The organism is Bacillus sp. LLTC93, assembly GCF_002993125.1.
GTDB classification, from domain to species: domain Bacteria; phylum Bacillota; class Bacilli; order Bacillales; family Bacillaceae; genus Bacillus; species Bacillus zhangzhouensis.
The window spans coordinates 574,421-597,367 of sequence record NZ_PVME01000002.1; the positions used below are offsets into that span (position 1 = coordinate 574,421).

A 22,947-nucleotide genomic window follows, 5' to 3' on the forward strand; every position below is an offset into this window, starting at 1 on the left:
CTTTTATGTAACGACATCATACCATATCCACTTCTCTATGCCCTTACCTCGGCTCAGCACGATGGAGAATATGATGAACAAGATGAAATAAAGCAGGATTATGATTTTCTCTTCTATAGGAAATGGTCCATTCTGCCAAAAGCTGTTCATCTTCAATTGACCGATACACAACATCTAGGTTAAATAAACGCCGGGCCGATGTTGGAATAACTGCAATGCCGATCCCTGCTGTGACAAGTCCAATGACCATTTGATATTCCGCCGCTTCCTGCACGATATTCGGAGAAAACCCGTACTTTTCACATAACAGGATAAAGTGCTGATAAAGGGACGGCCACGATTCTTTCGATAAAGAAATAATGGGTTCATGACGAATATCTTCAATGGTGACAGCTTCTTTTTTCGCCAATGGATGATTTTTCGGAATCGCAAAAATACATTCACTTTGTTTCATTAAACGACTGACCAGTTCTTCATGCGGCGATGTAGGGTGTAAAAATCCAATATCAATCTCCCCATTTAAAAGCGCCCGCAGCTGCTGCGAGACAGAAAGCTGCTTTAGTTCAATACTGACTGAGGGATACAGCTCTCTGAATTCACGTACAACTGGTGGCAAAATATCATACGTCGCTGTTCCAACAAAACCAATGATAATCTTTCCAAGCTCCCCTCTTGCTGTATGACGGGCATGATCAACGGCTTTATCAAGCTGATGCAGTACTCCCCGAACCTCATGTAAAAAGACCTTCCCAGCAGCTGTTAACTCCACCACTCGTTTAGACCGGTGAAACAAAGGAAACCCCAATTCTTCCTCAAACTGCTTAATTTGCTGACTAAGTGGAGGCTGTGTCATATTCAACCGTGCGGCCGCTCTGCCGAAATGCAGCTCCTCCGCTACTGTGACAAAATACTGCAAATGTCTCAGTTCCATCCTTTCACTCCTCGCACACTTATTCGTAAAACATATCAAAAACACGTTAAACATATATTGGGAATTTTATTTTATGAAATGTATAGTAAATCATATCACGAAAATATATTTTCATAAAAAATTTTACTTGCCGAAAGGAGTGCGGGGTATATGAATTCTCAAGCACAACCCCTAACAAGACGAGGAGCAGAGTTGGTTGTCGATACGCTGATTGCTCAAGGTGTGACCCATGTTTTTGCGATTCCAGGTGCAAAAATTGACGCGGTATTCGATGTATTGAAAGACAGAGGTCCAGAGCTTGTTCTATGCAGACACGAACAAAATGCGGCATTTATGGCTGCTGCTGTTGGTCGTTTAACTGGCAAACCAGGCGTTTGTCTCGTCACATCAGGTCCTGGCGCATCTAATTTAGCGACAGGTCTATTAACAGCCAATACTGAAGGTGACCCTGTTGTTGCAATCGCTGGAAACGTCATTCGTGCGGATCGGCTGAAACGAACACATCAATCACTCGACAATGCGGCATTATTCAAACCAGTAACAAAATATAGCGTTGAAGTACAAGACGTAAACAATATACCAGAAGCTTTAACAAATGCCTTTCGCGCGGCACAAAGAGGTCAAGCTGGAGCAGCATTTATCAGCTTTCCACAAGATGTCGTGACAGAACACACCACACAAACACCAGTGTCTGCTCACCCTTCTCCAGAACTAGGTCCTGCACCGGATGCTCTCATCAGTTCGGCCATCGCCAAAATTCAAAATGCACACTTACCTGTGGCTATTGTGGGAATGAAAGCTAGCCGTCCAGCTGCGGCAAACGCCACAAGAAGTTTATTAAAAACACTTGGTATCCCATTTGTCGAAACGTATCAGGGAGCCGGCGTTCTCTCAAGAGAGCTGGAGTCTCAATATGTGGGCAGAATCGGCTTATTCCGTAATCAGCCGGGAGATCTTCTCATTGAACAAGCAGATGTCATTTTAACCATCGGCTTTGATCCGATCGAATATGATCCGAAGCATTGGAATATCAAGCCACAGCAGCGCCAGATCATCCATGTTGATGACATGCAGGCGGATATTGACCATTTTTATGAACCAACGCTTGAGCTTGTTGGCAATATATCTGAAACCGTCCAACACCTAGCACATGACAGTGTTCCACTTTCACTATGCAAAGAGAAAGTAGAGCTAGTCACTGATTTACAGGAACTATTAAACGATATTGAAAAAGCACCAGAAAGAGAAAGTCATCTGTCTCACCCGCTCGATGTCATTCATACATTGAGACGCCTGATTTCTGATGACACGAAGGTCACATGTGATATCGGATCTCACGCGATTTGGATGTCCCGCCACTTCCGTGTCTATGAACCGAACACATTCCTAGTCAGTAACGGAATGCAAACACTCGGTGTGGCATTACCATGGGCAATTGCTGCCTCTATTTTGAATCCAGATGAGAAAATTATTTCTGTCTCAGGTGATGGTGGTTTTCTCTTCTCTGCAATGGAGTTAGAAACAGCCGTCCGCATGAAAACAAACCTCATTCATCTCGTTTGGAATGACAGCACATATGATATGGTGGCGTTCCAGCAAGAAATGAAATATGACCGCACGTCCTGCGTTGAATTCGGTCAGATCGACTTAGTGAAATATGCGGAAAGCTTTGGAGCAACTGGGTTACGTGTAAACTCACCTGAAGAGCTTTCAACCGTCCTTCAAAAGGGTATAAACATAGAAGGACCTGTCATTATTGATATACCGATTGACTATCAAGACAACCCAGACCTCGCCAGTCAAAAATGGCCAGAAGTCTTTAGCGAAACACACACATTGAACGTCAGATAAGATGTCCATACATTACATCAAAGGAGTGAACGGATATGGGGATGATGCACCCAATGAATCAACACAGCGACACAAGACAGCATGACAAACAGCAAGAGGTCTATCAAGTATCAACGATGACCTCTCTGCTGGAAGCCGTATACGATGGAGACTTCTCCCTCGCGCAAATTCCTGAACATGGTGATTTCGGCATTGGCACATTCAATCAATTAGATGGAGAGCTGATCGGCTTTGACGGCGCATTTTATCGACTGCGCTCAGATGGAACAGCGACACCGGTAACAGATCAAGATTATTCACCATTCTGCTCTCTAGCATTCTTTGAAACGGATATCGTTCATCGAATTGATGCACCAATGACTTCTAAAGAGCTAGAAGAAGAAATCGACCGCATTTTACCAAGTAAGAATGTTTTTTATGCGATCCGAATTGATGGATCATTCAAAAAGGTTCAAACCCGAACGGTCGAAAGACAGGAAAAACCTTACGTTCCAATGGTGGAAGCAGTAAAGTCACAGCCTATTTTCGATTTTGAGGATATTCATGGAACCATCGCAGGGTTCCGTACACCGCAGTACGCACATGGCATTGCGGTGAGTGGATATCACCTTCACTTTATTGATGATGATCGGCGTGTCGGCGGGCACGTATTTGATTACACCGTTGATCAAGTCACCATCCGAATCTCTCAAAAACGTCATATGAATTTACACCTGCCAAATACGCAGGATTTCTTCCAAGCAGACCTTGATCGAGCTGACCTTGCACAGCAAATAGCCAGTGCGGAAAGTAGCCCAGATCAATAAAATGAAGACACCCCGGTGATGCCGGGGTGTCTTTTTATACAAATCGACTTTTTATCACATATAACGATTTCATTTCGTTAGTAAATTAAGAATCATACATTCTATTCGTAATGAAATATGATAGAATATCAACAGAAGAAAGGTGGTCATACGGTGTCAAACGACTATAGCATTCCGAACTTAACATTAGATGAAAGAGATAAACAAATTTTATCCATATTACACGAGGATGGGCGTATGTCCTATACAGATCTCGGGAAACAAGTCGGCCTTTCGCGTGTTGCCGTGCAAGCCCGAATTCAGCAGCTCATTGAAGCAGGTGTCATTGAACGATTCACCGCAGTGATTAACCCCGCGAAGATCGGCATTCATGTTTCTGTCTTCTTCAATGTAGAGGTTGAGCCGAAATTTTTAGAAGCAGTAGCCCTTCAGCTTGAGCAGGAAACAGCAGTCACAAGCCTTTACCATATGACAGGACCAAGCAAGTTGCATATGCATGGCATTTTTCAAAACGAACAGGAAATGGAGACATTCCTTACAAAGAAGCTATATCCGCTAGAAGGCGTCGTCAGTGTCGACTGCCAGATGCTCATTAAACGATACAAAAGCCGAATGGGCATGAAATTGTAGACAGGAGTTGAACCACTTGCAATCATATATCGAACTCATCATCGCTATGGTGCGAACCGGTATTCTCGGCTTCGGCGGAGGTCCTTCCGTGATACCGCTCATTCGCCATGAAGCGGTCGTGAAATATCAATGGATCAATGATGACGAATTTGGAGAAACACTCGCCATCGCCAATGCATTACCCGGTCCGATCGCCACTAAAATGTCAGCATACCTCGGTTATCGATTAAAAGGGACACGCGGTGCCATTGTCGCAACAGTTGCTCATATTTTACCGTCATGTCTCGCCATGGTTGCACTTGTCACACTTGTCAGCGTCTTAAGCTCCTCACAAATCATTCAAAATATGATTGGCGCTGTGACACCAGTCATTGCCGTTCTATTAGGCATCATGGCATATGAATTTGGACAAAAAACGCTGAAAGGCTTCGGAATGATCTTTGGTGTCACTCTGTTCCTTCTTGCATTTATCGGCCTTCAGGTGCTATCCATTCATCCAGGAATTATTGTGATTCTCTTTTTATGTTACGGTGCCTTCCATTTCAAACTGAATCAACGCTGGAATCGAACAAATAAAGAGAAAGGAGTGTCTTCATGATGCTGATTCTCTTTTTATTCTGGGCATTCTTCTTGTCCAATTTGTTAGGATATGGCGGAGGCCCTGCATCGATCCCGCTGAATTATGAAGAAATCGTTCATCATTTTCAATGGATGACGAACGAAGGATTCTCCAATATGCTTGCTCTAGCCAATGCACTTCCAGGGCCAATCGCTACGAAAATTGCGGCATATGTCGGCTATGATGTGATGGGCTGGCCAGGCTTTATCGTAGCACTGCTTGCAACTGTACTGCCGTCCGCTGTCGGATTGATTTTATTACTAAAGCTCATTGACCGCTTTCGCCAATCTCCTGTCGTAAAAGGCATGACTCTATCCGTACAGCCTGTCATCGCCATAATGATGCTTTTATTAACATGGGAAATCGGCGGAGATGCCGTGAAAGCCATTGGCTGGACTCAATCGCTCGCCATTGCTGCCATCTCATTTTTCTTTATGACCAAATTCAAGATGCACCCTGCCTTTCTCATTGTGGCTGCATTTTTATATGGCGGATTCATTCTTCCGCATTAACGTTCAAAAACCGATAACATCATCTGTTATCGGTTTTCTTTTACATATAAATAGGAGAGACCGGCCTACGTCCAATAGAATGATATTCGATCCCTGCTCGCTCTGCCGCTTCAAGCGTATGGCAGTTTCGACCATCAAAAATGAGCGGCTGTCTCATCCATTCCTTATAGCCTGAGAGAGGAAAAGCCTGTATATCCGCCCACTCAGTTAATATACAGACCGCATTGGCACCCTTTATCGCTTCTTCAATGGTTTGAGCAAAAAAGACTTGATCAGGCAGTTCACGGGCTGCCTTGCGTACAGCAACAGGATCATAGGCCACCAGCTCCGCGCCTAATTGATGGAGCTCATGAGCAATCTGGATCGATGGCGCCTCCCTCATATCATCTGTATTTGGCTTAAAGGACAGACCAAGAAGTGCGATTCGCTTCCCTTCCAGATTTCCCCCCAGCCGCTCCTGAATACTTCGGATAAAACTGGCTTTCTGCTCATTGTTTACTTTGATCACAGCCTTTAACAGCTCAAAATCATGGGACACATGCCCTGCGATTTGGACAAGTGCATTTGTATCCTTTGGAAAACAAGAACCTCCGTAGCCAATACCCGCCCTGAGAAACGAAGAACCGATCCGCTGATCAAGCCCCATTCCCTGTGCCACCCATTCAACATCAGCACCTGTTTTTTCACAAATCGAAGCAATTTCATTCATAAAGCTAATTTTTGTCGCTAGAAAAGCATTTGATGCGTACTTGATCATTTCTGCACTTTTACGATCTGTTTTCACAACTGGAAGGTGGAAATCTACATACATGTCCTCTAGCTGGTCTAATACGGCTTTTGTTTCAGCTCCAATCACAAGCCGATCCGCTCTCAATGTATCTGAAATGGCGGACCCCTCCCGTAAAAATTCCGGATTAGATGCGATAAATAACGGCTCATTCCGCCCTAATTCTTGATGAATCAAACGATCGAGTTGATCCCCTGTTCCTACAGGCACTGTACTTTTCACCACAAGCACCGCACCTGACTTTGCTTTTATGCCCATCTCTTTTGCAGCCTGAAACACATACTGCAAATCGGCTTGACCATCTGCCTGCTGCGGGGTACCGACGGCAATCATTAACACATCAGCCCGCGGGTAGGCTGCTACTCCATTGACGTGGAAATGAATTCGTCCTTGCTCAAGATTCCGTTTCAGCAGCTCTTTTAACCCGGGTTCATACATCGGAGGATTTCCCTGCTTCAGCTGCATGACCTTTCGGCGGTCAATATCAATACATGTCACGTCATGCCCTGCCTCTGCTAAACACACTCCCGTGACAAGCCCCACATACCCACAGCCTGCAATCGCAATATTCATGACACCATCAGCTCCCCATACTCCTTATGCTTGTAATGTCATCGTATGCCGGGGTTTTTCTTTCCATTCATAAAAGCATACAAAAACCCCCTGCCGCAACTAGCAGGGGGTCATTTTTATGAAACAAGACCATTTCGAATATGAGCAATCAGATTTTCAAGCATTTCTTTAGTTGTGACATCTTTTGAATTTTCACCAATATCATGAGCGTACATCAAAATCTTTAAAAACTCTTCTTGATTTAAACCCTTATTATCCATGTCTGTATCCTTTCGATTCCACTAATTTCATTATTATATGCTGTAAGGTTGGTTTATGCAATACTCTAATACATCATTCGACAGCTTTTGAAATTTATGACCATTTTCATGAAAAACTTTTTTATAAATCACCATTGAGCTATAATAAAAGAATTGGAATCTTTTACTTGGTTAGGAGCGGATCAAATGCTTCAGCACAACTTCAACGAAGAAGAAGTCAAACAAACAGCCGAACAGATCAAAGAACTTCTTCCTGCGACAGATGAAAACAAACAACTCATCAAAAAAGCATTGATTACTTATAGACAGGACAGCGTATATCGTCTCAAGCAAGAGTCTGATACCGAATGGTCAGCTTATGTACATGATGTCGTGGCAGCAAAGGTTAATCTGCAACTATTGTTACCAATCATCAGTAGATGCACTTGTCCAGCTGATGGACTTTGTAAACATATTCTCGCTGTCTTCTTTTCGCTATACGCTCAAGTAGAGAGTGTGACCAGCTTTACAGAAAATTGGTCAGAAAAGGATGAGTTACAGCGCAGCAAAGAGTTGATTCGACAGCACTTCCAGGTGAAGCGCCCAGACGAACAATCACTCCAAAGCTGGCTGTCTTTTTTCCAAGAGGAATTTAACCTCTGGCTGAAACGGACACCGAAGCATCAGCAAACACCACAGCATTTGTATTACGGTTATTTATCGATCCTGAAAAAACACGCACCTACTTCACCTGAATTCAAAAGTTTGTATGCGATTCATACATCCATCGATGTGTGGTTACGGCTCCATGAGCTGATTGACCTCGGCCAACTCGATGCCGAAAAGGATTTTTATTCCATGAATCCATATGTAGAACAGCTCATGAACACCATTTTTGATTCAGTGGATCATTTGAAGACATACGCCCTTTCCTTTTCCCTCGATCCGTTTCTTGAAAACACACCAACTGCCGTTCGGACCCTTCTTCAAATAAGCGGACCTTTCCAGCATGAACGAGTAGCGGTCTTTATGGAGATTTGGGGAACCATATTAAATAGAGGAAAATGGGTCAAAAAAGAAACAGAATTATTAAAGAACGCTCAGCAGCAAGAACAAACGGTTGAACGCACCATCGGGCTCATGCACATGGATTATTTGCTCAAAGAAGACGAAAGGCTCTTTCAGCAATTACAGCTGCTCAATGCAGATATGCTGCCAAATGTGCTCAATTGGCTGAAGGATCTCACAAACCGCAAGGACTGGAAACGACTCAAGCTTTGGTATAACGAGATCTCCTATGTATTAGAAGAATATTGCCAGCTGGATCTTTCCTACAGAGAACTGCGAGGAGCCGTCAGTGATTTCTTCTTTTATTTAGATGCGTACTTTAAGCAGACGAAGGATCATCATTTATATGAACGTTATTGCCAAATCTGCATGCCCTATGCTTTTACTGAATATAGTCAGCTTTTATATGCACAGCAGCGATATGCAGAATGGATTGAGATTCACAGCCTTGTTGGTTTCTCCATCAGTGAATTGGAAAAGGAACTAATCAAACAGATTGCAAAAGAGGAGCCTGAAGCGCTCATTCCATCGTACCACCGTGAAATCGCACTGCTTCTCGATCAAAAGAATCGAAGTGCCTATCGAGAGTCTGTGAAAATGCTCAAGAAACTGCGTACGCTTTATCATAAAACGAAAAAAACCGCGATTTGGGAAAGATATGTGAAGCAGCTGCAAGATTCAACGAAACGGCTGCGTGCGTTCCAAGAGGAAATGAAGAAAGGAAAATTAATTGATGACACGCCATAAACAAATTGTCATTCATGCAGAACAAACAGAAGATTTCTCTTTCACCATTTCAGCGCAAGCAGAGGACGGACACCCTGTTCCGCTTAATGAAATGAAAAGACAACTTTTCCAATGGCACGAATCTTCTTTTTACGGAACGTTCTTAGAAGATGTGAGCTTTATTGGCACACCTGCCTTCCTGTTAAGCCCTTGGATGACCGTTGAACTGCTAGGGAAAAATTCATTTAATACCTTTAGTCACGTGACATTGACGGATGAAACCGAGCCGCTGATGAAAACAGCCTCTACCATTTACGAATTCATCGAGGATGAAGATTTCATTCCCGATTACGAAGCATGGACAGAAGGTGTACTTCGGTTTAAAGACAAAGAAGGCATATTAGATGGCTATACGGCTGATTGGTTCTCCTTTGCCGTACAGGATTACATTCAATATGATGATGCCTTGCAGCACAAATGGAACCGCATGACTGCACAATCGCCTGCGCTTTCATCCTTCCAAGGGCATTTTTTAGATGAGCAGGATTTCTTGGAGACGATTGGCTGGATTGATGATGAGACACCTTTCACTGTCGGCTTGCGCTTAGATGAGCCAGATTTCGACGGGGATGATTGGAAAATCGAATTGTTTTTACGCGATAAGAAAAACAGTGACCTTCATTTCTTTGAAGGCATCCGTTCATTAAAAAAATCTTGGCGTCCATATCAAGAAAAAATCTCAAGAGAGCTGGAGCGATTCAGTCAGATCGTTCCTTGGCTCTCTTTCACATCTGGCACTACGCTCATGTCAGAAGAAGAAGCGTGGCTTTTCCTATCTGAAGCAAGTGAAACACTTGTCAATATGGGCATTGAGATCCTGCTCCCGTCGTGGTGGCAAATCGTAAAGGAAAGCACGATGATGCTAAAAGCAAGGATTTCATCTACACCACGAGGCGAATCGCACGTCGGAATGGATGCCTTAATGGACTTTAATTGGCGCTTTGCGACAAACGGCATCGAGCTGACAGAAGATGAGTTCAACGAGCTTGTCCAAAGTAAACGACGCCTTGTCAATATTCGCGGGCAATGGATCAAAATAGATCCGACCTTCATCCAGCAAATGAAAAAATGGATGGAGCGTGCCGAAAACGAAGGGCTTCATATGTCTGATATCTTGTCACGTGAACTGGCAGATCAAGAGGCATCCTCTGAAGCCATCCCAGAGCTTTTGGATAGTACCGCATTTGCCCATATTCAATTTGAACTTTCATCTCAATTAAGAGGACTGGTCCACCAGTTAAATGATACACATGAGCTGCCTTCTTACGAAATGAGTGAGTCCTTTAAAGGCACGCTACGTCCGTATCAGCAGCACGGTGTGAACTGGCTTCTATTTTTAAGATCTCATGGGTTCGGGGCTTGTTTAGCAGATGATATGGGACTTGGAAAAACGATTCAAATGATCGCGTATTTCACCTATTTGAAGGAGCAGCAGCAAACGACTGCTCCATCTCTCATCATTACGCCAACCTCTGTTTTAGGAAACTGGCAACGAGAGCTTGAAACATTTGCACCACATTTGAGTGTCGCCTTGCATTACGGGCCATCACGCCCACAAGGGGAGAACTTTACAAAAGCATACGAGTCAACAGATATTGTTCTGACGTCTTACGGACTCTCACATTCTGATCGCGATGAATTAACATCAGCAAAGTGGAATACCATTTGTTTAGACGAAGCCCAGAACATCAAGAATGCCCATACGAAACAATCGCGAGCGATCAGGCAATTAAAAGGACAGCATCACATTGCCCTCAGCGGTACACCAATGGAGAACCGCTTGACGGAGCTTTGGTCCATTTTCGACTTCGTCAACAAAGGGTATCTCGGCAGCCTGACCAGCTTTCATAAGAAGTTCGTTCTTCCGATTGAAAAAGATCGTGAAGAGAAAAGAATCGAACAGCTGCAGCAGCTGATCAAACCTTTCTTATTAAGACGAACAAAACAAGATGAAGAGGTCGCTCTGAATCTGCCTGAGAAACTAGAAGAAAAAGAATTCATCCCACTATCCGCTGAACAGGCTTCTTTATATGAACAGCTCGTCAAGGATACATTCGAACATATGGCTTCATTAACAGGGATGCAGCGGAAAGCCATTATTTTAAGTATGCTCGGCAGACTCAAACAGATTTGCGATCACCCTGCTCTCTATTTAAAAGAAAGCGGGACAGATGTGAAGCTGCTGAAACGTTCATTAAAAATGGATAAATTAGCAGAGCTGTTAAAAGCGATACATGAACAAGGAGAAAGCTGCCTCATTTTTACGCAGTATATTGAAATGGGCAACATGATCAAGCAGCTAGCGGAGAAGATGTTTGGAGAACCTGTTCAATTTTTAAATGGCAGCTTATCAAAACAGGAGCGGGACAAAATGGTGGAACGCTTCCAGAAGAAAGAATTCAACATCTTAATTCTTTCTTTAAAAGCAGGAGGAACAGGACTCAACTTAACCGCCGCAAATCATGTCATTCACTACGATAGATGGTGGAATCCTGCTGTGGAAAACCAAGCGACAGACCGTGCTTATCGTATTGGACAAAAACGATTTGTTCACGTCCATAAGATGATTACAACCGGCACGATTGAGGAAAAAATCGATCAAATGCTCGAAACAAAACAAACATTAAATGATCAAATTATCCAAAGTGAAAGCTGGATTACAGAGCTATCGACGAACGAACTAGAGGATTTATTCACATTAAGTGCGGCAGCTCAATCATCTTAATCACAACAAAAAGAGGCCTTTTCACAAGCTTGATGAAAAGGCCTCTTTTTTAATTTCATATTCATGCTAGAAGATTGTTAAATTTGCAGCTTTTTCAATGCAGATTTCACGTTCATATACGTATTCAAATCACGGAAGTCCTCTCTCATTTCTCCCATTTTCATCGCAAGATTTGGTTTAATTCCTGTCACAATCAGTTCAGTGCCAGTCATTAAAATTAAATCGTTCAGCTTAAAGATCGCATCTGCCACAAATGAGTCCACCTCTAATAAACCAGACAGATCCACAATGAAATAATCATCCTTGGATTGAGAGATATAGGTGGAGACCGTTGAGATGATTTTATCAAATCTTGGCGCTGTTAACGTACCAATGATCGGTAACACAGAGATACCATCCTTCACCGGAACAATTGGGACAGAAATATTCAACACTTCATCAATCGATTGCTCAAGAAGCTCCTGCTGCTCCTTCTCTTTCGTGACATCTTTTTGTAATCCAACGAAATAAAGACGTTTTCCTTCATTTTCATCAATCCAAAGAGGAGCCACACTTAACTCGTTCCAAAACATTTGCCCAGATTTTTTGTGATTTTTCAACTGAACAGTGACAGCCTCTTTGTTCTCAATGGCTGTTCTAATGTGATTTAAAGCGATTTGCTCAGTTTCATCTCCTTGAAGGAAACGACAATTCTTCCCTAGTACTTCTGCTTCTTGATAGCCTGTCATATCTAAAAAGCCCTTGTTCACATATATTAAAGGATTATCAGGTAAAGACGGGTCCGTCACCGTCAGGCCGACCTGAGTATAGTCTAAGGCTTCCTTGATTAAATGAAGATTTTCGGACTTATAAGATTCCAGCGCCATTCGTTTACTCTCCTTAATCCTTACAAGCGGGTTATATTCATAATTAAATTATATGATGTTCCACATCAGGTGTAAATAGAAGTAGTTCTGAATTCCTCTTTTGTAGAATGCGCTTTATCCTATATGATTTATACCAATACATCCGATTCGTCTATTTCAAAAGGTGTCGAATCATATGTGCCACACCATGTTCATCGTTTGTTAACGTGACCTGATCAGCTATTTCTTTTATATCCTTTCTTGCATTCCCCATCGCAACCCCAACACCAGCTACTTGAAGCATCGATTTGTCATTTAAGCTGTCTCCTACAGCTGCTGTCTGGCTTAAAGGAATATCAAGCCTTTCTGCTAGCCTAGTTAATGCCTGCCCTTTAGACGCATCCTTTGAACCAATCTCAAAGTTATGATCAGCTGAGCTGACCAATGTTAAATCTGAATCATGTCCAAATGTATCCCATCCGGCTTTCAGTCTGTCTTGAAAAAAAGAGAAGCCTAAGATGTTATAAAATGAAAGCTTTTGATCCTCACGAAACAATTCTTTATATGTATCAATATAGGCAAAACCCGACTGGCTGTATTGAACTTCTGCCGCTTGCTTTAGAACACTTCGATCCGTTTCTGGATTTGCACTTTTTAAACGGTCCATTTCGATCGCAAGAAGCTCTCTACCGCTATTCGGTGTGAAAATGGCCTCATTCGTAAAGACTTCATAGTAATAATCACGTTCCTCAAGCCATGATAATATGTGTTTGGCCTTTTCTTCTTGTAAAGTAGCTGAGTGATACACTTGTCCACTTGGATCATGAATCACAGCTCCATTCGCACTAATCACCCACGTATTCATACCAAGCTGATCAAAAATAGACTTCACATCAAAATACGCTCTTCCTGTTGAAACGACAACCTCAATCCCATTCGCTGATGCTTCCTTTAATGCCTGCTCGTTTTCCTGACTCACTTTGTGTTCACTGTTTAATAAAGTTCCGTCTAAATCCGTTGCGATTAATTGAATGTTTGTCATCGTTCTCTCCTTTTTTGTCTCCATTTTCAATTGACATACCACTGATCAAATCCACCATCATTATGAAATGAGTATCCACTATTTGCAAGGGATGATCGGCTTATCAGTGAATAAAAGGGTACCCGGCCATGAAACATGACCGGATACATATAAGGGGATTATAGGGGACACATGACCTATACAAAGAAGCATCGGTTCTATTACGCAGTGTTCATTTGCACTAGGCAAAGTCTATCAGCTTTAGCTAGAGGGGGGCTATGAGATGCTAGACGTTTACCTTTTGAATCAAGACTGGCCTCCTTTCCTTTCAACTACCCCTAGTCTACTGAGAAAGGTTGTATGTGACAAAACATGAAAATGTCAAAATCGCCCTTCAAATTCTCTATTTCCTCGTTAATTTTTGTTTTTTACCGCTTGAGTATAAAACATCATCTTGTTTTGTTTGACGAAATACTTATTTTTCATAAATTGATTAAAAATATCTGAATGAATCCAATTACTAGAAGGCATGTGAATATAATCAGATCCGTCCCACGCAAACCAATAAAAACAAAGCCGCCCGTCATGAATGGACAGTTGAAATTCAAAGCAATCCATTTGATCCTCTGTGACGTATTGAAAAGTGAGAGACTCGCCTTCTTCCATATACACATCACAAAATGAAAGAATGTCTCCCCATGAATATACTCGCATATTGCTTTTTGCCTTCTCCTCACCGATATGTATTTTTCGCAGTTGATAGGACTCCATAAAATATCTCCTTTCACTTATATGCAGCTAGTTCTGAGTAGGCAGCGGTTTCATTTATACAGATGTTGTATGCTATAATGATACATACGAATAACGAACGCTTGTGAGGTGATAAATATGAAAACCTTTAGGCTGATTGATCTCAAAATCGAACTTGATCCAAAGCAAGATAAAATGTCCAGCATTCCTCTTCGCGACGGTTTAATCATTAATAAAGAAGACGGTGAAAATCACTGGATGATCGAGGCACTCATTCCAAAGAAGCATAGACAGGTGTTTGAGGTGCTCTTTCAGCAGCACACAGAAGTGAAGATTCTCGTGACGATCACTAAAGAAAACAACCGCCCTGTTCATCTATCTGTCCAAGTCAAAAACATCGTTGCCTTAGAAGAAAACATTTCTGTGTTACTCGATGGTAAAATGATTACAAATCGTTACAGAACAGAAACCGAAGAAGTATTAAAAGACCTCGTCAAAGAGGGGCTTTCAGGAGAAAAACTGCTGGATGCTTTTAAACAAAACACATAAAAAAGAGCGGGATTAGCCGCTCTTTTTCTATTGCACATCTTTAGATTGGCTTTGATTTTTCAATAGATCTCTAATTTCAGTTAGTAAAACCTCTGATTGATCTGGTGTTTCCACAGCCTCTTCTTCCTCTACCTTTTTCCGTTTTAATTTATTCAAATAACGAATAAAGATAAAAATGGAAAACGAGATAATCAAGAAATCAATCACTGTTTGAATGAAGTTACCATACAAAATTTGAGCAGATCCGATTTTAATGGCTAAATTGCTAAAATCATGTCCCCCGATAATAATACCGACAAGTGGCATGATCAAATCATTCACAAGAGAAGTGACAATTTTGCCAAATGCTCCCCCAATGATGACACCTACAGCCAGGTCAATAACATTCCCCTTAACTGCAAACTCTCTAAATTCTTTCAGCATCCTTTATCACCTTCATCTTTTTTTGTCTAATATGACGTTTTTTTGTCAAAAATGCAAGTCCTGGTCCTTTCAGACTGAGCTTTCCCATATAAAAAGCGGTTCATACAAGATGAACCGCTAGGCAAATCATGATACTTTAGGACCGATAGAAAATGTAAGTTCTGCTTCACATGCAACTTCGCCATCGACTGTAGCTACCGCTTTTCCTTTTGCAACCGGACCACGGAGACGCGTCACTTCAACCTCTAAACGTAGCTGATCACCAGGCTTGACCTGTCTTTTGAATCGGCAGCCGTCAATCCCAGCGAATAAACCAATTTTCCCTTTGTTTTCTTCTTTGCCCAACATAATCACCCCAAAAACCTGTGCGAGTGCTTCCACAATAAGTACACCCGGCATGACTGGGTATCCTGGGAAATGACCGTTAAAGAATTCTTCATTGACTGTTACATTTTTAATCCCAACCGCTCTTTTCTCACCTTCAACCTCTAAAATACGGTCGACCAATAAGAATGGGTAACGGTGTGGAATAATCTCTTGAATTTGCTGAGCATCAAGCATATCTTGATCTCTCCTTCTTTTCTATATGGCTGATCTTCATTTGATTCCTATAAAAGTATATTATGAATGCTGTCATTTTTCAATGTTCACTCTACATATATGGTAGAAAATAGAATCTACCATTGCCAATTGTCATCAAATATAATCCACACTACACTCATTGTTTTTTCACAAATATGGTAATATATATTACATCATTGATTGAATAAGAGGGTAAAAATGAATTTTATGAGCGATAAATCCATTAAAAAACTTCTCCATTCGTGGTATACAATGCTGAAGCATCGACATTTTTCGAAGGCTGAAGATATCAAAACAACTCTATCAAAACATAAACGTAAATTATCAAAGAAACCGGGGCTTTATTTACATTATCAACTCATGCTATTCCGTCATCAGCTCTGGATGAATCAGACAGAGGACTTAGAAAAACTCAAACATGAACTGATGCTTCATAAGGATCAAATGAACGAAGAACTACAATATTATTTTCACTTCTTTCTCGGACTATACGAATCTTTAAACAGCGATCAAAATGATGCCATTCATTATCTTGAAAAGGCAGAAGAACGCCTTCCCTTACTAAACGATGAGCTCGAGGAAGCAGAATTCCATTTTCGTACAAGTGGTGTTTATTATAACAACCGCTACTCGTTGTTATCGATTCGTCATATTCAAAAAGCCATGGATATCTTTGCAAAACACGGGGATATCCATAGCATTTATCGTTGTAAAATTGTGCTCGCACTTAATTTTAGCGACCAAAAAAAATACGAGGAAGCAGAAGCTATTTTCATTGAGATTATCGAATACGTGAAAATGATTGATGACCAAGAACTGCTCGGAATCGTTTATTATGATGCTGGTTTTATTCAGTCGAGACAAAACCGTCATAAGAGAGCGCTAGAATACTTTAAAAAAGCGCTTCGTCTCCCAGCATACCGGAAGTCCGCACACTCCTACGTATCGTGTCTCTACGAAACTGTGCGCTCCTGTTTTAAAGAAAATTTAACCGAAGAAGGAATGAAATATATACAAAAAGGGCTAAAAGAAGCGGTTGCTTCTCAGTTTGATATATTAAGAATTAAATTCCAAATCCTGTTCCTTCTCTACAACCAAGCGCCCAAAGCAGATGAGCAGATTGCCACACTCGTCACATGTCTTGAACGAAAAGAAGCCTGGATTGATCTTGAGGATCTACTTGCAGATGTCTCAGATTTTTATAAAAAAAAGGGCGACTTTGAGCGAGCCGCCTTTTTTATCATGAGAGGCTGACATCAGCCTGCTGATTATCTAATCGTATTCACTAATCCCAGCATCTGATCACCCATCGTAATGGTTCTTGAATTCATCTGATATGAGCGCTGTGTAGTCATTAAATCAGTTAATTCTTTAGACATGTCCACATTTGAGGTTTCAAGTGCACCTTGCTGAAGCTGAATGGCTTGGCGGTTTGCCCCATTCAGCGCCGTTAATGCACCTTGATAGTTACCATCTACTGAGAACAAATTCTCTCCTTCAGAGACGAGTGCTGAAGAATTATTAACTTGTACAACGCCTAGATTCACCTGCTGATTCGGTTGATTATCTCTAGAAATTGCCGTGAGTCGTCCATTTTTATCAATGGAAATATCACGAAAATTAGCATTTAAGACGATCTCATTTCCGTTTTCATCAAGAATCGGATGACCTTCACTTGTAACAAGCTGAACTTGGTTACGGTTATTGCCTGGCTGTAAGTAAAGAGAACCATCTCTTGTATAACGGATATTACCGCCGGCATTGACCTGCAAATACTGCGATGGCGCCCCAAACGCAACATCAAGGTCACGGCCTGTTTCTTTAATAGACCCCTGCAATGAGTTAATGGACGCATTGACCATTGTACCTGTTCCCAGTCTTAGTCCAGCAGGTGTCAGACGACTGTTTGCCACCTGCTCATTTTTTTCATCTACTTGATTAAATTGCTGTCTGACCAGCTCCGAGAAACGGGTGTTTTTCGCGCGATACCCTGTTGTTTCACTGTTCGCGATGTTATTACTGATAATATCAAGCTGCTTTTGCACTTCGTTCATCGACACAGCTGCATTAATCATTGTTCTGAGCATAAGAATCCTCCTTTCCCTTTCATTTCTTGATTAGTACACTCTTCCGATTTCATTCACTGCTTTTTCTAAGCTTTTGTCATACGCCTGAACAACTTTTTGATTTGTTTCAAATGCTCGATAGGCTGTTGTCATTTCTGTATATGATTTCGTCACATCCACGTTTGACAGCTCCGATACACCTTGGCTTAACGAATAGGACATTTGACCGTTATTTACTGCACTTGGCAGGGGCTGGTTATCAGCCGTACGGTATAAATCATTTCCTTCACGCGCAAGATTTCTTGTGTCCATTGCAACACGTACATCGATTTGCCCGAGATTTTGCCCATTTTCACTCACAGTTCCATCTGCATTCACTTTGAAATTCTCACTCTGAACCGTAATCGGCTGACCCGTCACTGAAAGAAGGGCACGGCCATTGATGGTCAATTGATTTTGGGCGTTTAATGTAATAGAACTACTTTTCGTATAACGAACGCCTTCTGGTGTGTTGACGGCATAAAATAGTGCTGATTTTTGATTTGTCTCTGGGTTGATTGGTACATTATTTTCTACTAGTGCGACATCTGTTGTTTGATCCGTTGTCTTTAATGTTCCTTGTGTAAATTGAGGGATCAGTTCCTGCATATATGTCCCAGTATTAATTCCACCAATCGGCGTTTGTTGTGGGACATTAAAGCCTTTGCCTGAGGATGTTTGGAAACGTCCTGATTCCATTCGGCTCAGCAGCATTTCTGGAAACGCCCGCATTGCCCCTTCATCAGCTTTATATCCTGGTGTATTCGCATTTGCGATATTATTTGAAAGCATTTCTGTCCGTCGCTCTTGAGCGATCATGGCAGATGTTGCGGTGTATAGTCCTTTTAACACGTGCTCACCTCATTAAGATTCTTTCGCATGACCTAAACACAATCTTCTATGAAATATATCGGCATATTTGCAGGGTTCTTTAATAAAAATCCCCCATTCTTTCTAAAAAGAATGAGGGGAATCATTAGCTGAGTTTACGCTTGGGCAGCTTATCCATATTATCAAGCATCACGCCAGTACCAACTGCTACACAGTCCATAGGATTTTCAGCTACGAAAACTGGTACTTTCAGCTCTTCTGCAAGCAATTGATCAAGCCCGTTTAGAAGACCTCCGCCACCTGTAATGATGACTCCGCGATCGATGATATCAGCTGATAGTTCAGGTGGTGTTCTCTCAAGAACTTGCTTCGCTGCCTGAACAATCGCAGATACAGATTCACGTAATGCTTCTTCTACTTCTTTGCTTGTGACGGTAATCGTTCTTGGTAATCCTGTCACCATGTCTCGTCCACGAATCGAAATCTCTTCGTTACGTGCGTCTGGGAATACCGTTGCAACTTGGATCTTAATATCCTCTGATGTACGCTCACCGATCAACAGCTTGTACTCTTTTTTAATGTAATTCAAAATTTCCAGATCAAATTTGTCTCCAGCCATTTTAATAGAAGAGGCGGTTACAATGTCACCCATAGAGATGACAGCAATATCTGTCGTTCCGCCTCCAATATCTACGACCATGTTTCCACTTGGCTGAAAAATGTCCATACCAGCACCAATTGCCGCTACTTTTGGCTCTTCTTCAAGAAATACATGCTTACCGCCGCTTTTTTCAGCAGCTTCTTTGATCGCCTTTTGCTCAACAGATGTAATGTTTGTTGGGCAGCAGATGAGCATACGAGGCTTAGAGAACAGCCCTTTCACATTTAATTTGTTAATAAAATGCTTGAGCATTGCTTCAGTTACTTCAAAATCGGCAATTACGCCATCTTTTAATGGTCGAATCGCAACAATATTCCCAGGCGTACGTCCAACCATACGTCTAGCCTCTTCTCCAACAGCCAGTACTTTCCCGCTATTTTTGTCAAGTGCTACTACAGATGGTTCATTCAACACAATTCCTTTTCCTTTGACATGAATCAGTACATTGGCAGTACCAAGATCAATTCCAATATCCCTAGCAAACATCTATATATATCCTCCTTGATAATCTGTTTCCATAGCAAATACCACATTCTGCCCTAATTATATATTCTATCATAATTTGCAGAAAAAAAGATATTTCTTTACAAAAGTCTTTACAAATTTTGTGGTTAGAAACTACCGATATGAGGAAGATATATATATCATGTTTATGAACAAAGAACTAAGCTTACTGTTTCACAGGCTCGCCTTCTAAAATTTCTTCTTTTTTATACTTTAACTTTGTGGCTTCTCCTCCTCGCAAGTGGCGGATTGATTTATGATAATCCAGTATCTCCTTCACTTCATTAGCCAGATCTGGATTAATTTCTGGCAGTCTTTCTGTTAGATCCTTGTGTACAGTACTTTTAGAGACTCCAAATTCTTTCGCAATAACACGAACGGTTTTCTTTGTCTCCACGATATACTTTCCTATCTTGATTGTTCGCTCTTTGATGTAATCGTGCACACCACTCGACCTCCCTAAAATGGATGTGAGAAGTGTGAAATGAGATCCGTATGAAGATTATCCATTTTTAGCAGCGCTTGTTCGTCGTAATTTCTCATCCATTAGGTAGTAAATGCCAAACACGATCCCTCACCTCAAACACTCTCTTTGTCAGGTTTGTAACAGTGTATTAGCATTGCACAGGGAATATGCTAAAAATGAAGATGGGACAAGGGATTTATCAGAAAAGGCAAAATATAAAATTCATTTCGGGTGGCGAAAATTTTCACTTTACAAGCATGGATCAAGCACGTAAAATAGAAAAGGTGAATTTATTTACCTAGATAAATATTTAATAAAGGTGAGCATATGGATACGTTAAACAGAGAGTGTTTACATCAAATACATCAAAGCGCACGACTGCTGTCTAAAAAGGCGAACGAAGCGCTTGCTGCTTATGACTTGTACATGTCCCAGTGGACTGTACTTTTTTGTTTGGATACATTCGGCCCGAAAACACAAAAAGACATTTGGACATATTTGAACGTCGAAGCACCGACCATTACCCGAACCGTTACCCGTTTAGAAGCAAACGGCTGGGTGAAGCGTGTACAAGGAAAAGACAAACGCCAAAATCTCATCGTGATGACAGATAATGCAAAAGCTCGATTTGAAGAAATTAAGCGCACGATGGAACAATTTGAAGAAGAATGCCTTTCAGGCTTTACCTACGAAGAAAAACAGCTCCTCCATACACTTTTACACAAATTATCAACTGAATAGGAAGTGACATACATCATGAACGAACGCATTTGGACGAGAGACTTTATCATGATTGTCCTGGTGAATTTATTTACATTCACCTCTTTTTATGCCCTTTTGACATTGTTGCCCATTTACACAATGGATGAACTAAATGGAACAGAATCACAGGGCGGACTCCTTGTGACGGTCTTCTTATTATCCGCCATTGTGACGAGGCCGTTTTCCGGAGCAATTATTGAGAAATTCGGCAAAAAACGCATGGCGATTTTCTCTTCAACGGCTTTTGCCTTACTCACTTATTTATACATTCCAATAGATCAATTCCAAACGCTGCTCATGCTGCGTTTTGTACAAGGAATCTTTTTTAGCATTTTGACAACAGTAGCGAGTGCCATTGCTGCCGATATGATCCCGAAAAATAAACGAGGGGAAGGCTTAGGATATTTTGTGATGTCAATGAACCTGGCAGTGGTCATCGGTCCGTTTATCGCACTGAATCAAGTAGGAAAAGTAGGATTCCATTCCTTATTTCTTCTCTTTTCCATCATCGTCACCATCGGAGCAGCTTTTACGATCATGATTAGACAGCCGGAGCCTGAAAACGGAGGAAGCGTCGTCTTTCGATTCACTTTTTCTCACCTCTTTGAAAAAGGTGCCTTAAAAACAGCGGCAGTCGGAATCATTATTTCCTTCTGTTATTCGCCAATCATTTCGTTTATTTCAGTCTATGCCAATTCACTTCATCTGATGGATGCAAGCAGTTATTTCTTCATTGTTTTTGCGGCTGCAATGCTTGGATCCCGTCCGTTTACAGGCAAACTTTTTGACCGAGTAGGACCTCACATTGTGATCTATCCATCCATTGCCCTTTTTGCCATTGGTTTATGGATGCTGACCGCTACACATTCAGCGACAATGCTTCTTTTATCAGGCGCTGTGATTGGCCTCGGCTATGGATCTTTGGTGCCTTGTTTGCAAACACTAGCGATTCAGCACTCCCCAGCTCACCGTACGGGCTATGCAACGGCCACTTTCTTTACACTATATGATACTGGCATTGCTGCTGGCTCATTTGTATTTGGTCTTCTTGTCAGCTTCACAGACTTTTCAAATGTGTATCTCATTGCAGGCATCGTTGTCTTGCTAAGCATGGGCGTTTTTTACTGGAGCGAACGAAAACCCCAAGAAGCAAAAGCACAAAAGGTCTCACTGTCAGAATAGGATACTGTTTTAAACTTCACCGGAAACATGCTAAAATATAGGATATTTCAAATAAAGCATACAGGCTTGTTTGAAAAATAGTTGGCGTTAAGCGAAAGTATAGGTGATGTTTTGAATTACGAATTGTTTAAAGTCATACACGGGATGGCTCATCATTCTGAGTTTTTAGATCAGGCCATGATTTTCATTACGAAAAAAGCCATTCTTGTGTATGCCCTTGTCTTATTGATTTGCTGGTTTTTAGGTAATCACAAATTTAAGAAGCATGTCTTCTTCTCCGGTGTAACAGGTATCGTGGCACTTATCGTCAATTTTGCCATTACACTGTTTTACTATGAAGAGCGGCCGTTTGTGGCGCATAAAGTCGACACGCTCATCCCGCACTCAGCAGACGCTTCCTTCCCAAGTGACCATACAACAGGCGCACTGGCTCTTTCATTAGCCATTAGATCCCGTAATAAAAAGCTCGGCAACATTTTGCTCGTCTTTGGATTACTTACAGGATTCTCCCGCATCTGGGTCGGTCACCATTATCCATTTGATGTATTAGGCAGCTTGGTCGTATCGATTGTGGTTGTCTTTATCATGAATAAATTATGGAAGTTCTTTGACGCTCCAATTGATCGCATAGTGACGTTCTATGAAACAATCATGGGGAAAATATTCAGAAGGAAGCAAAAGGATCAGGGCTCTGACCTGTCCAATTCTTAAGCGGCTCGCGATAAAGTGATGAAGATTC

Annotated in this window: 24 protein-coding genes; 12 read left to right on the forward strand and 12 right to left on the reverse strand. The window is 41.7% G+C overall.

From position 1 onward, the window contains the following. Nucleotides 1–43: 43 nt before the first annotated feature. Nucleotides 44–931, reverse strand: a complete 888-nt coding sequence (gene alsR, locus C6W18_RS08115; protein ID WP_034318431.1) for an acetoin biosynthesis transcriptional regulator AlsR — start codon at nucleotides 929–931, stop codon at nucleotides 44–46. 150 nt (nucleotides 932–1,081) lie between these two features. On the opposite strand from alsR, the gene alsS reads away from it, so the two are divergent. From alsS to chrA, 5 genes are all read left to right on the forward strand, one after another. Continuing rightward, the gene (gene alsS / locus C6W18_RS08120) at nucleotides 1,082–2,782 is read left to right on the forward strand and encodes an acetolactate synthase AlsS (protein WP_105927162.1); all 1,701 of its coding nucleotides are present in this window, start codon (nucleotides 1,082–1,084) and stop codon (nucleotides 2,780–2,782) included. A gap of 35 nt (nucleotides 2,783–2,817) precedes the next feature. Beyond that, complete coding sequence (gene budA, locus C6W18_RS08125) at nucleotides 2,818–3,588, forward strand: acetolactate decarboxylase (protein ID WP_034318426.1); 771 nt, start codon at nucleotides 2,818–2,820, stop codon at nucleotides 3,586–3,588. 153 nt (nucleotides 3,589–3,741) lie between these two features. Beyond that, on the forward strand, nucleotides 3,742–4,218 hold the full coding sequence (gene chrS, locus C6W18_RS08130; RefSeq protein WP_034318424.1) for a chromate efflux transcriptional regulator ChrS: 477 nt from the start codon (nucleotides 3,742–3,744) through the stop codon (nucleotides 4,216–4,218). A 16-nt stretch (nucleotides 4,219–4,234) separates the two neighbouring features. Further along, nucleotides 4,235–4,816, forward strand: a complete 582-nt coding sequence (gene chrB / locus C6W18_RS08135; RefSeq protein ID WP_105927165.1) for a chromate efflux transporter ChrB — start codon at nucleotides 4,235–4,237, stop codon at nucleotides 4,814–4,816. Continuing rightward, a complete protein-coding gene (gene chrA, locus C6W18_RS08140; protein ID WP_034318729.1) occupies nucleotides 4,816–5,349 on the forward strand; it encodes a chromate efflux transporter ChrA in 534 nt (177 codons plus the stop codon). Before chrB ends, chrA begins: the two co-directional genes overlap by 1 nt. Nucleotides 5,350–5,389: 40 nt before the next feature. Here the strand turns inward: chrA and C6W18_RS08145 are convergent, their stop codons facing one another. Both C6W18_RS08145 and C6W18_RS20035 read right to left on the reverse strand, forming a co-directional pair. Beyond that, on the reverse strand, nucleotides 5,390–6,709 hold the full coding sequence (locus C6W18_RS08145) for a UDP-glucose dehydrogenase family protein (RefSeq protein ID WP_105927167.1): 1,320 nt from the start codon (nucleotides 6,707–6,709) through the stop codon (nucleotides 5,390–5,392). Between the two features lie 116 nt (nucleotides 6,710–6,825). After that, complete coding sequence (locus C6W18_RS20035) at nucleotides 6,826–6,969, reverse strand: YwzD family small protein (RefSeq protein ID WP_189318061.1); 144 nt, start codon at nucleotides 6,967–6,969, stop codon at nucleotides 6,826–6,828. A gap of 186 nt (nucleotides 6,970–7,155) precedes the next feature. Here C6W18_RS20035 and C6W18_RS08150 point away from each other — a divergent pair, with 186 nt between their 5' ends. Both C6W18_RS08150 and C6W18_RS08155 read left to right on the forward strand, forming a co-directional pair. Further along, the gene (locus C6W18_RS08150; protein ID WP_105927170.1) at nucleotides 7,156–8,763 is read left to right on the forward strand and encodes an SWIM zinc finger family protein; all 1,608 of its coding nucleotides are present in this window, start codon (nucleotides 7,156–7,158) and stop codon (nucleotides 8,761–8,763) included. Further along, complete coding sequence (locus tag C6W18_RS08155) at nucleotides 8,750–11,527, forward strand: DEAD/DEAH box helicase (RefSeq protein ID WP_105927173.1); 2,778 nt, start codon at nucleotides 8,750–8,752, stop codon at nucleotides 11,525–11,527. Before C6W18_RS08150 ends, C6W18_RS08155 begins: the two co-directional genes overlap by 14 nt. A gap of 77 nt (nucleotides 11,528–11,604) precedes the next feature. Here the strand turns inward: C6W18_RS08155 and ytvA are convergent, their stop codons facing one another. The 3 genes from ytvA to C6W18_RS08170 form a co-directional block, all read right to left on the reverse strand. After that, the gene (ytvA, locus tag C6W18_RS08160; RefSeq protein ID WP_105927174.1) at nucleotides 11,605–12,393 is read right to left on the reverse strand and encodes a YtvA family blue-light photoreceptor; all 789 of its coding nucleotides are present in this window, start codon (nucleotides 12,391–12,393) and stop codon (nucleotides 11,605–11,607) included. Nucleotides 12,394–12,544: 151 nt separating this feature from the next. Next, nucleotides 12,545–13,405: a Cof-type HAD-IIB family hydrolase gene (locus C6W18_RS08165; RefSeq protein ID WP_223251676.1), complete on the reverse strand. Its 861-nt coding sequence runs from the start codon at nucleotides 13,403–13,405 to the stop codon at nucleotides 12,545–12,547. Between the two features lie 402 nt (nucleotides 13,406–13,807). Further along, complete coding sequence (locus C6W18_RS08170) at nucleotides 13,808–14,164, reverse strand: hypothetical protein (RefSeq protein ID WP_034318403.1); 357 nt, start codon at nucleotides 14,162–14,164, stop codon at nucleotides 13,808–13,810. 117 nt (nucleotides 14,165–14,281) lie between these two features. On the opposite strand from C6W18_RS08170, the gene C6W18_RS08175 reads away from it, so the two are divergent. Continuing rightward, nucleotides 14,282–14,692, forward strand: a complete 411-nt coding sequence (locus tag C6W18_RS08175; protein ID WP_003215215.1) for a YwpF-like family protein — start codon at nucleotides 14,282–14,284, stop codon at nucleotides 14,690–14,692. A 27-nt stretch (nucleotides 14,693–14,719) separates the two neighbouring features. On the opposite strand, the gene mscL is transcribed toward C6W18_RS08175, so the two are convergent. Both mscL and fabZ read right to left on the reverse strand, forming a co-directional pair. Next, complete coding sequence (gene mscL, locus C6W18_RS08180) at nucleotides 14,720–15,115, reverse strand: large conductance mechanosensitive channel protein MscL (protein WP_105927178.1); 396 nt, start codon at nucleotides 15,113–15,115, stop codon at nucleotides 14,720–14,722. A gap of 126 nt (nucleotides 15,116–15,241) precedes the next feature. Then, nucleotides 15,242–15,676 (reverse strand): 3-hydroxyacyl-ACP dehydratase FabZ, encoded by a 435-nt coding sequence (fabZ, locus tag C6W18_RS08185; protein ID WP_034318400.1) that lies wholly within the window; start codon nucleotides 15,674–15,676, stop codon nucleotides 15,242–15,244. A 219-nt stretch (nucleotides 15,677–15,895) separates the two neighbouring features. Here fabZ and C6W18_RS08190 point away from each other — a divergent pair, with 219 nt between their 5' ends. Next, nucleotides 15,896–16,951 (forward strand): tetratricopeptide repeat protein, encoded by a 1,056-nt coding sequence (locus C6W18_RS08190; protein WP_105927180.1) that lies wholly within the window; start codon nucleotides 15,896–15,898, stop codon nucleotides 16,949–16,951. A 14-nt stretch (nucleotides 16,952–16,965) separates the two neighbouring features. Here the strand turns inward: C6W18_RS08190 and C6W18_RS08195 are convergent, their stop codons facing one another. From C6W18_RS08195 to spoIIID, 4 genes are all read right to left on the reverse strand, one after another. After that, nucleotides 16,966–17,784, reverse strand: coding sequence for a flagellar hook-basal body protein (locus C6W18_RS08195; protein ID WP_105927182.1), 819 nt, complete (start codon nucleotides 17,782–17,784; stop codon nucleotides 16,966–16,968). A 30-nt stretch (nucleotides 17,785–17,814) separates the two neighbouring features. Then, nucleotides 17,815–18,654 carry a flagellar hook-basal body protein gene (locus C6W18_RS08200; protein ID WP_034318395.1) on the reverse strand — a complete coding sequence of 280 codons (840 nt, stop codon included), beginning with the start codon at nucleotides 18,652–18,654 and terminating at the stop codon, nucleotides 17,815–17,817. A gap of 124 nt (nucleotides 18,655–18,778) precedes the next feature. Further along, nucleotides 18,779–19,780 (reverse strand): cell shape-determining protein Mbl, encoded by a 1,002-nt coding sequence (gene mbl, locus C6W18_RS08205; protein ID WP_034318394.1) that lies wholly within the window; start codon nucleotides 19,778–19,780, stop codon nucleotides 18,779–18,781. 184 nt (nucleotides 19,781–19,964) lie between these two features. After that, nucleotides 19,965–20,243, reverse strand: a complete 279-nt coding sequence (gene spoIIID, locus C6W18_RS08210) for a sporulation transcriptional regulator SpoIIID (protein ID WP_008343327.1) — start codon at nucleotides 20,241–20,243, stop codon at nucleotides 19,965–19,967. A 348-nt stretch (nucleotides 20,244–20,591) separates the two neighbouring features. Between spoIIID and C6W18_RS08215 the strand changes: the two genes are divergently transcribed. The 3 genes from C6W18_RS08215 to C6W18_RS08225 all read left to right on the forward strand — a co-directional run bounded on the left by C6W18_RS08215 (nucleotide 20,592) and on the right by C6W18_RS08225 (nucleotide 22,919). After that, on the forward strand, nucleotides 20,592–21,005 hold the full coding sequence (locus C6W18_RS08215; protein ID WP_105927184.1) for a MarR family winged helix-turn-helix transcriptional regulator: 414 nt from the start codon (nucleotides 20,592–20,594) through the stop codon (nucleotides 21,003–21,005). A gap of 15 nt (nucleotides 21,006–21,020) precedes the next feature. After that, nucleotides 21,021–22,208, forward strand: a complete 1,188-nt coding sequence (locus tag C6W18_RS08220) for an MFS transporter (protein ID WP_034318390.1) — start codon at nucleotides 21,021–21,023, stop codon at nucleotides 22,206–22,208. A 111-nt stretch (nucleotides 22,209–22,319) separates the two neighbouring features. After that, on the forward strand, nucleotides 22,320–22,919 hold the full coding sequence (locus C6W18_RS08225; RefSeq protein WP_034318388.1) for an undecaprenyl-diphosphatase: 600 nt from the start codon (nucleotides 22,320–22,322) through the stop codon (nucleotides 22,917–22,919). Nucleotides 22,920–22,947: the final 28 nt, after the last annotated feature.

Bases quoted from the DNA above. Each gene is read 5' to 3' on its own strand.
- alsR (WP_034318431.1), bottom strand. From the start codon at position 931: ATGGAACTGAGACATTTGCAGTATTTTGTCACAGTAGCGGAGGAGCTG.
- alsS (WP_105927162.1), top strand. From the start codon at position 1,082: ATGAATTCTCAAGCACAACCCCTAACAAGACGAGGAGCAGAGTTGGTT.
- budA (WP_034318426.1), top strand. From the start codon at position 2,818: ATGGGGATGATGCACCCAATGAATCAACACAGCGACACAAGACAGCAT.
- chrA (WP_034318729.1), top strand. From the start codon at position 4,816: ATGCTGATTCTCTTTTTATTCTGGGCATTCTTCTTGTCCAATTTGTTA.
- C6W18_RS08145 (WP_105927167.1), bottom strand. From the start codon at position 6,709: ATGAATATTGCGATTGCAGGCTGTGGGTATGTGGGGCTTGTCACGGGA.
- C6W18_RS20035 (WP_189318061.1), bottom strand. From the start codon at position 6,969: ATGGATAATAAGGGTTTAAATCAAGAAGAGTTTTTAAAGATTTTGATG.
- C6W18_RS08150 (WP_105927170.1), top strand. From the start codon at position 7,156: ATGCTTCAGCACAACTTCAACGAAGAAGAAGTCAAACAAACAGCCGAA.
- C6W18_RS08155 (WP_105927173.1), top strand. From the start codon at position 8,750: ATGACACGCCATAAACAAATTGTCATTCATGCAGAACAAACAGAAGAT.
- ytvA (WP_105927174.1), bottom strand. From the start codon at position 12,393: ATGGCGCTGGAATCTTATAAGTCCGAAAATCTTCATTTAATCAAGGAA.
- C6W18_RS08170 (WP_034318403.1), bottom strand. From the start codon at position 14,164: ATGGAGTCCTATCAACTGCGAAAAATACATATCGGTGAGGAGAAGGCA.
- C6W18_RS08175 (WP_003215215.1), top strand. From the start codon at position 14,282: ATGAAAACCTTTAGGCTGATTGATCTCAAAATCGAACTTGATCCAAAG.
- mscL (WP_105927178.1), bottom strand. From the start codon at position 15,115: ATGCTGAAAGAATTTAGAGAGTTTGCAGTTAAGGGGAATGTTATTGAC.
- fabZ (WP_034318400.1), bottom strand. From the start codon at position 15,676: ATGCTTGATGCTCAGCAAATTCAAGAGATTATTCCACACCGTTACCCA.
- C6W18_RS08190 (WP_105927180.1), top strand. From the start codon at position 15,896: ATGAATTTTATGAGCGATAAATCCATTAAAAAACTTCTCCATTCGTGG.
- C6W18_RS08195 (WP_105927182.1), bottom strand. From the start codon at position 17,784: ATGCTCAGAACAATGATTAATGCAGCTGTGTCGATGAACGAAGTGCAA.
- mbl (WP_034318394.1), bottom strand. From the start codon at position 19,780: ATGTTTGCTAGGGATATTGGAATTGATCTTGGTACTGCCAATGTACTG.
- C6W18_RS08215 (WP_105927184.1), top strand. From the start codon at position 20,592: ATGGATACGTTAAACAGAGAGTGTTTACATCAAATACATCAAAGCGCA.
- C6W18_RS08220 (WP_034318390.1), top strand. From the start codon at position 21,021: ATGAACGAACGCATTTGGACGAGAGACTTTATCATGATTGTCCTGGTG.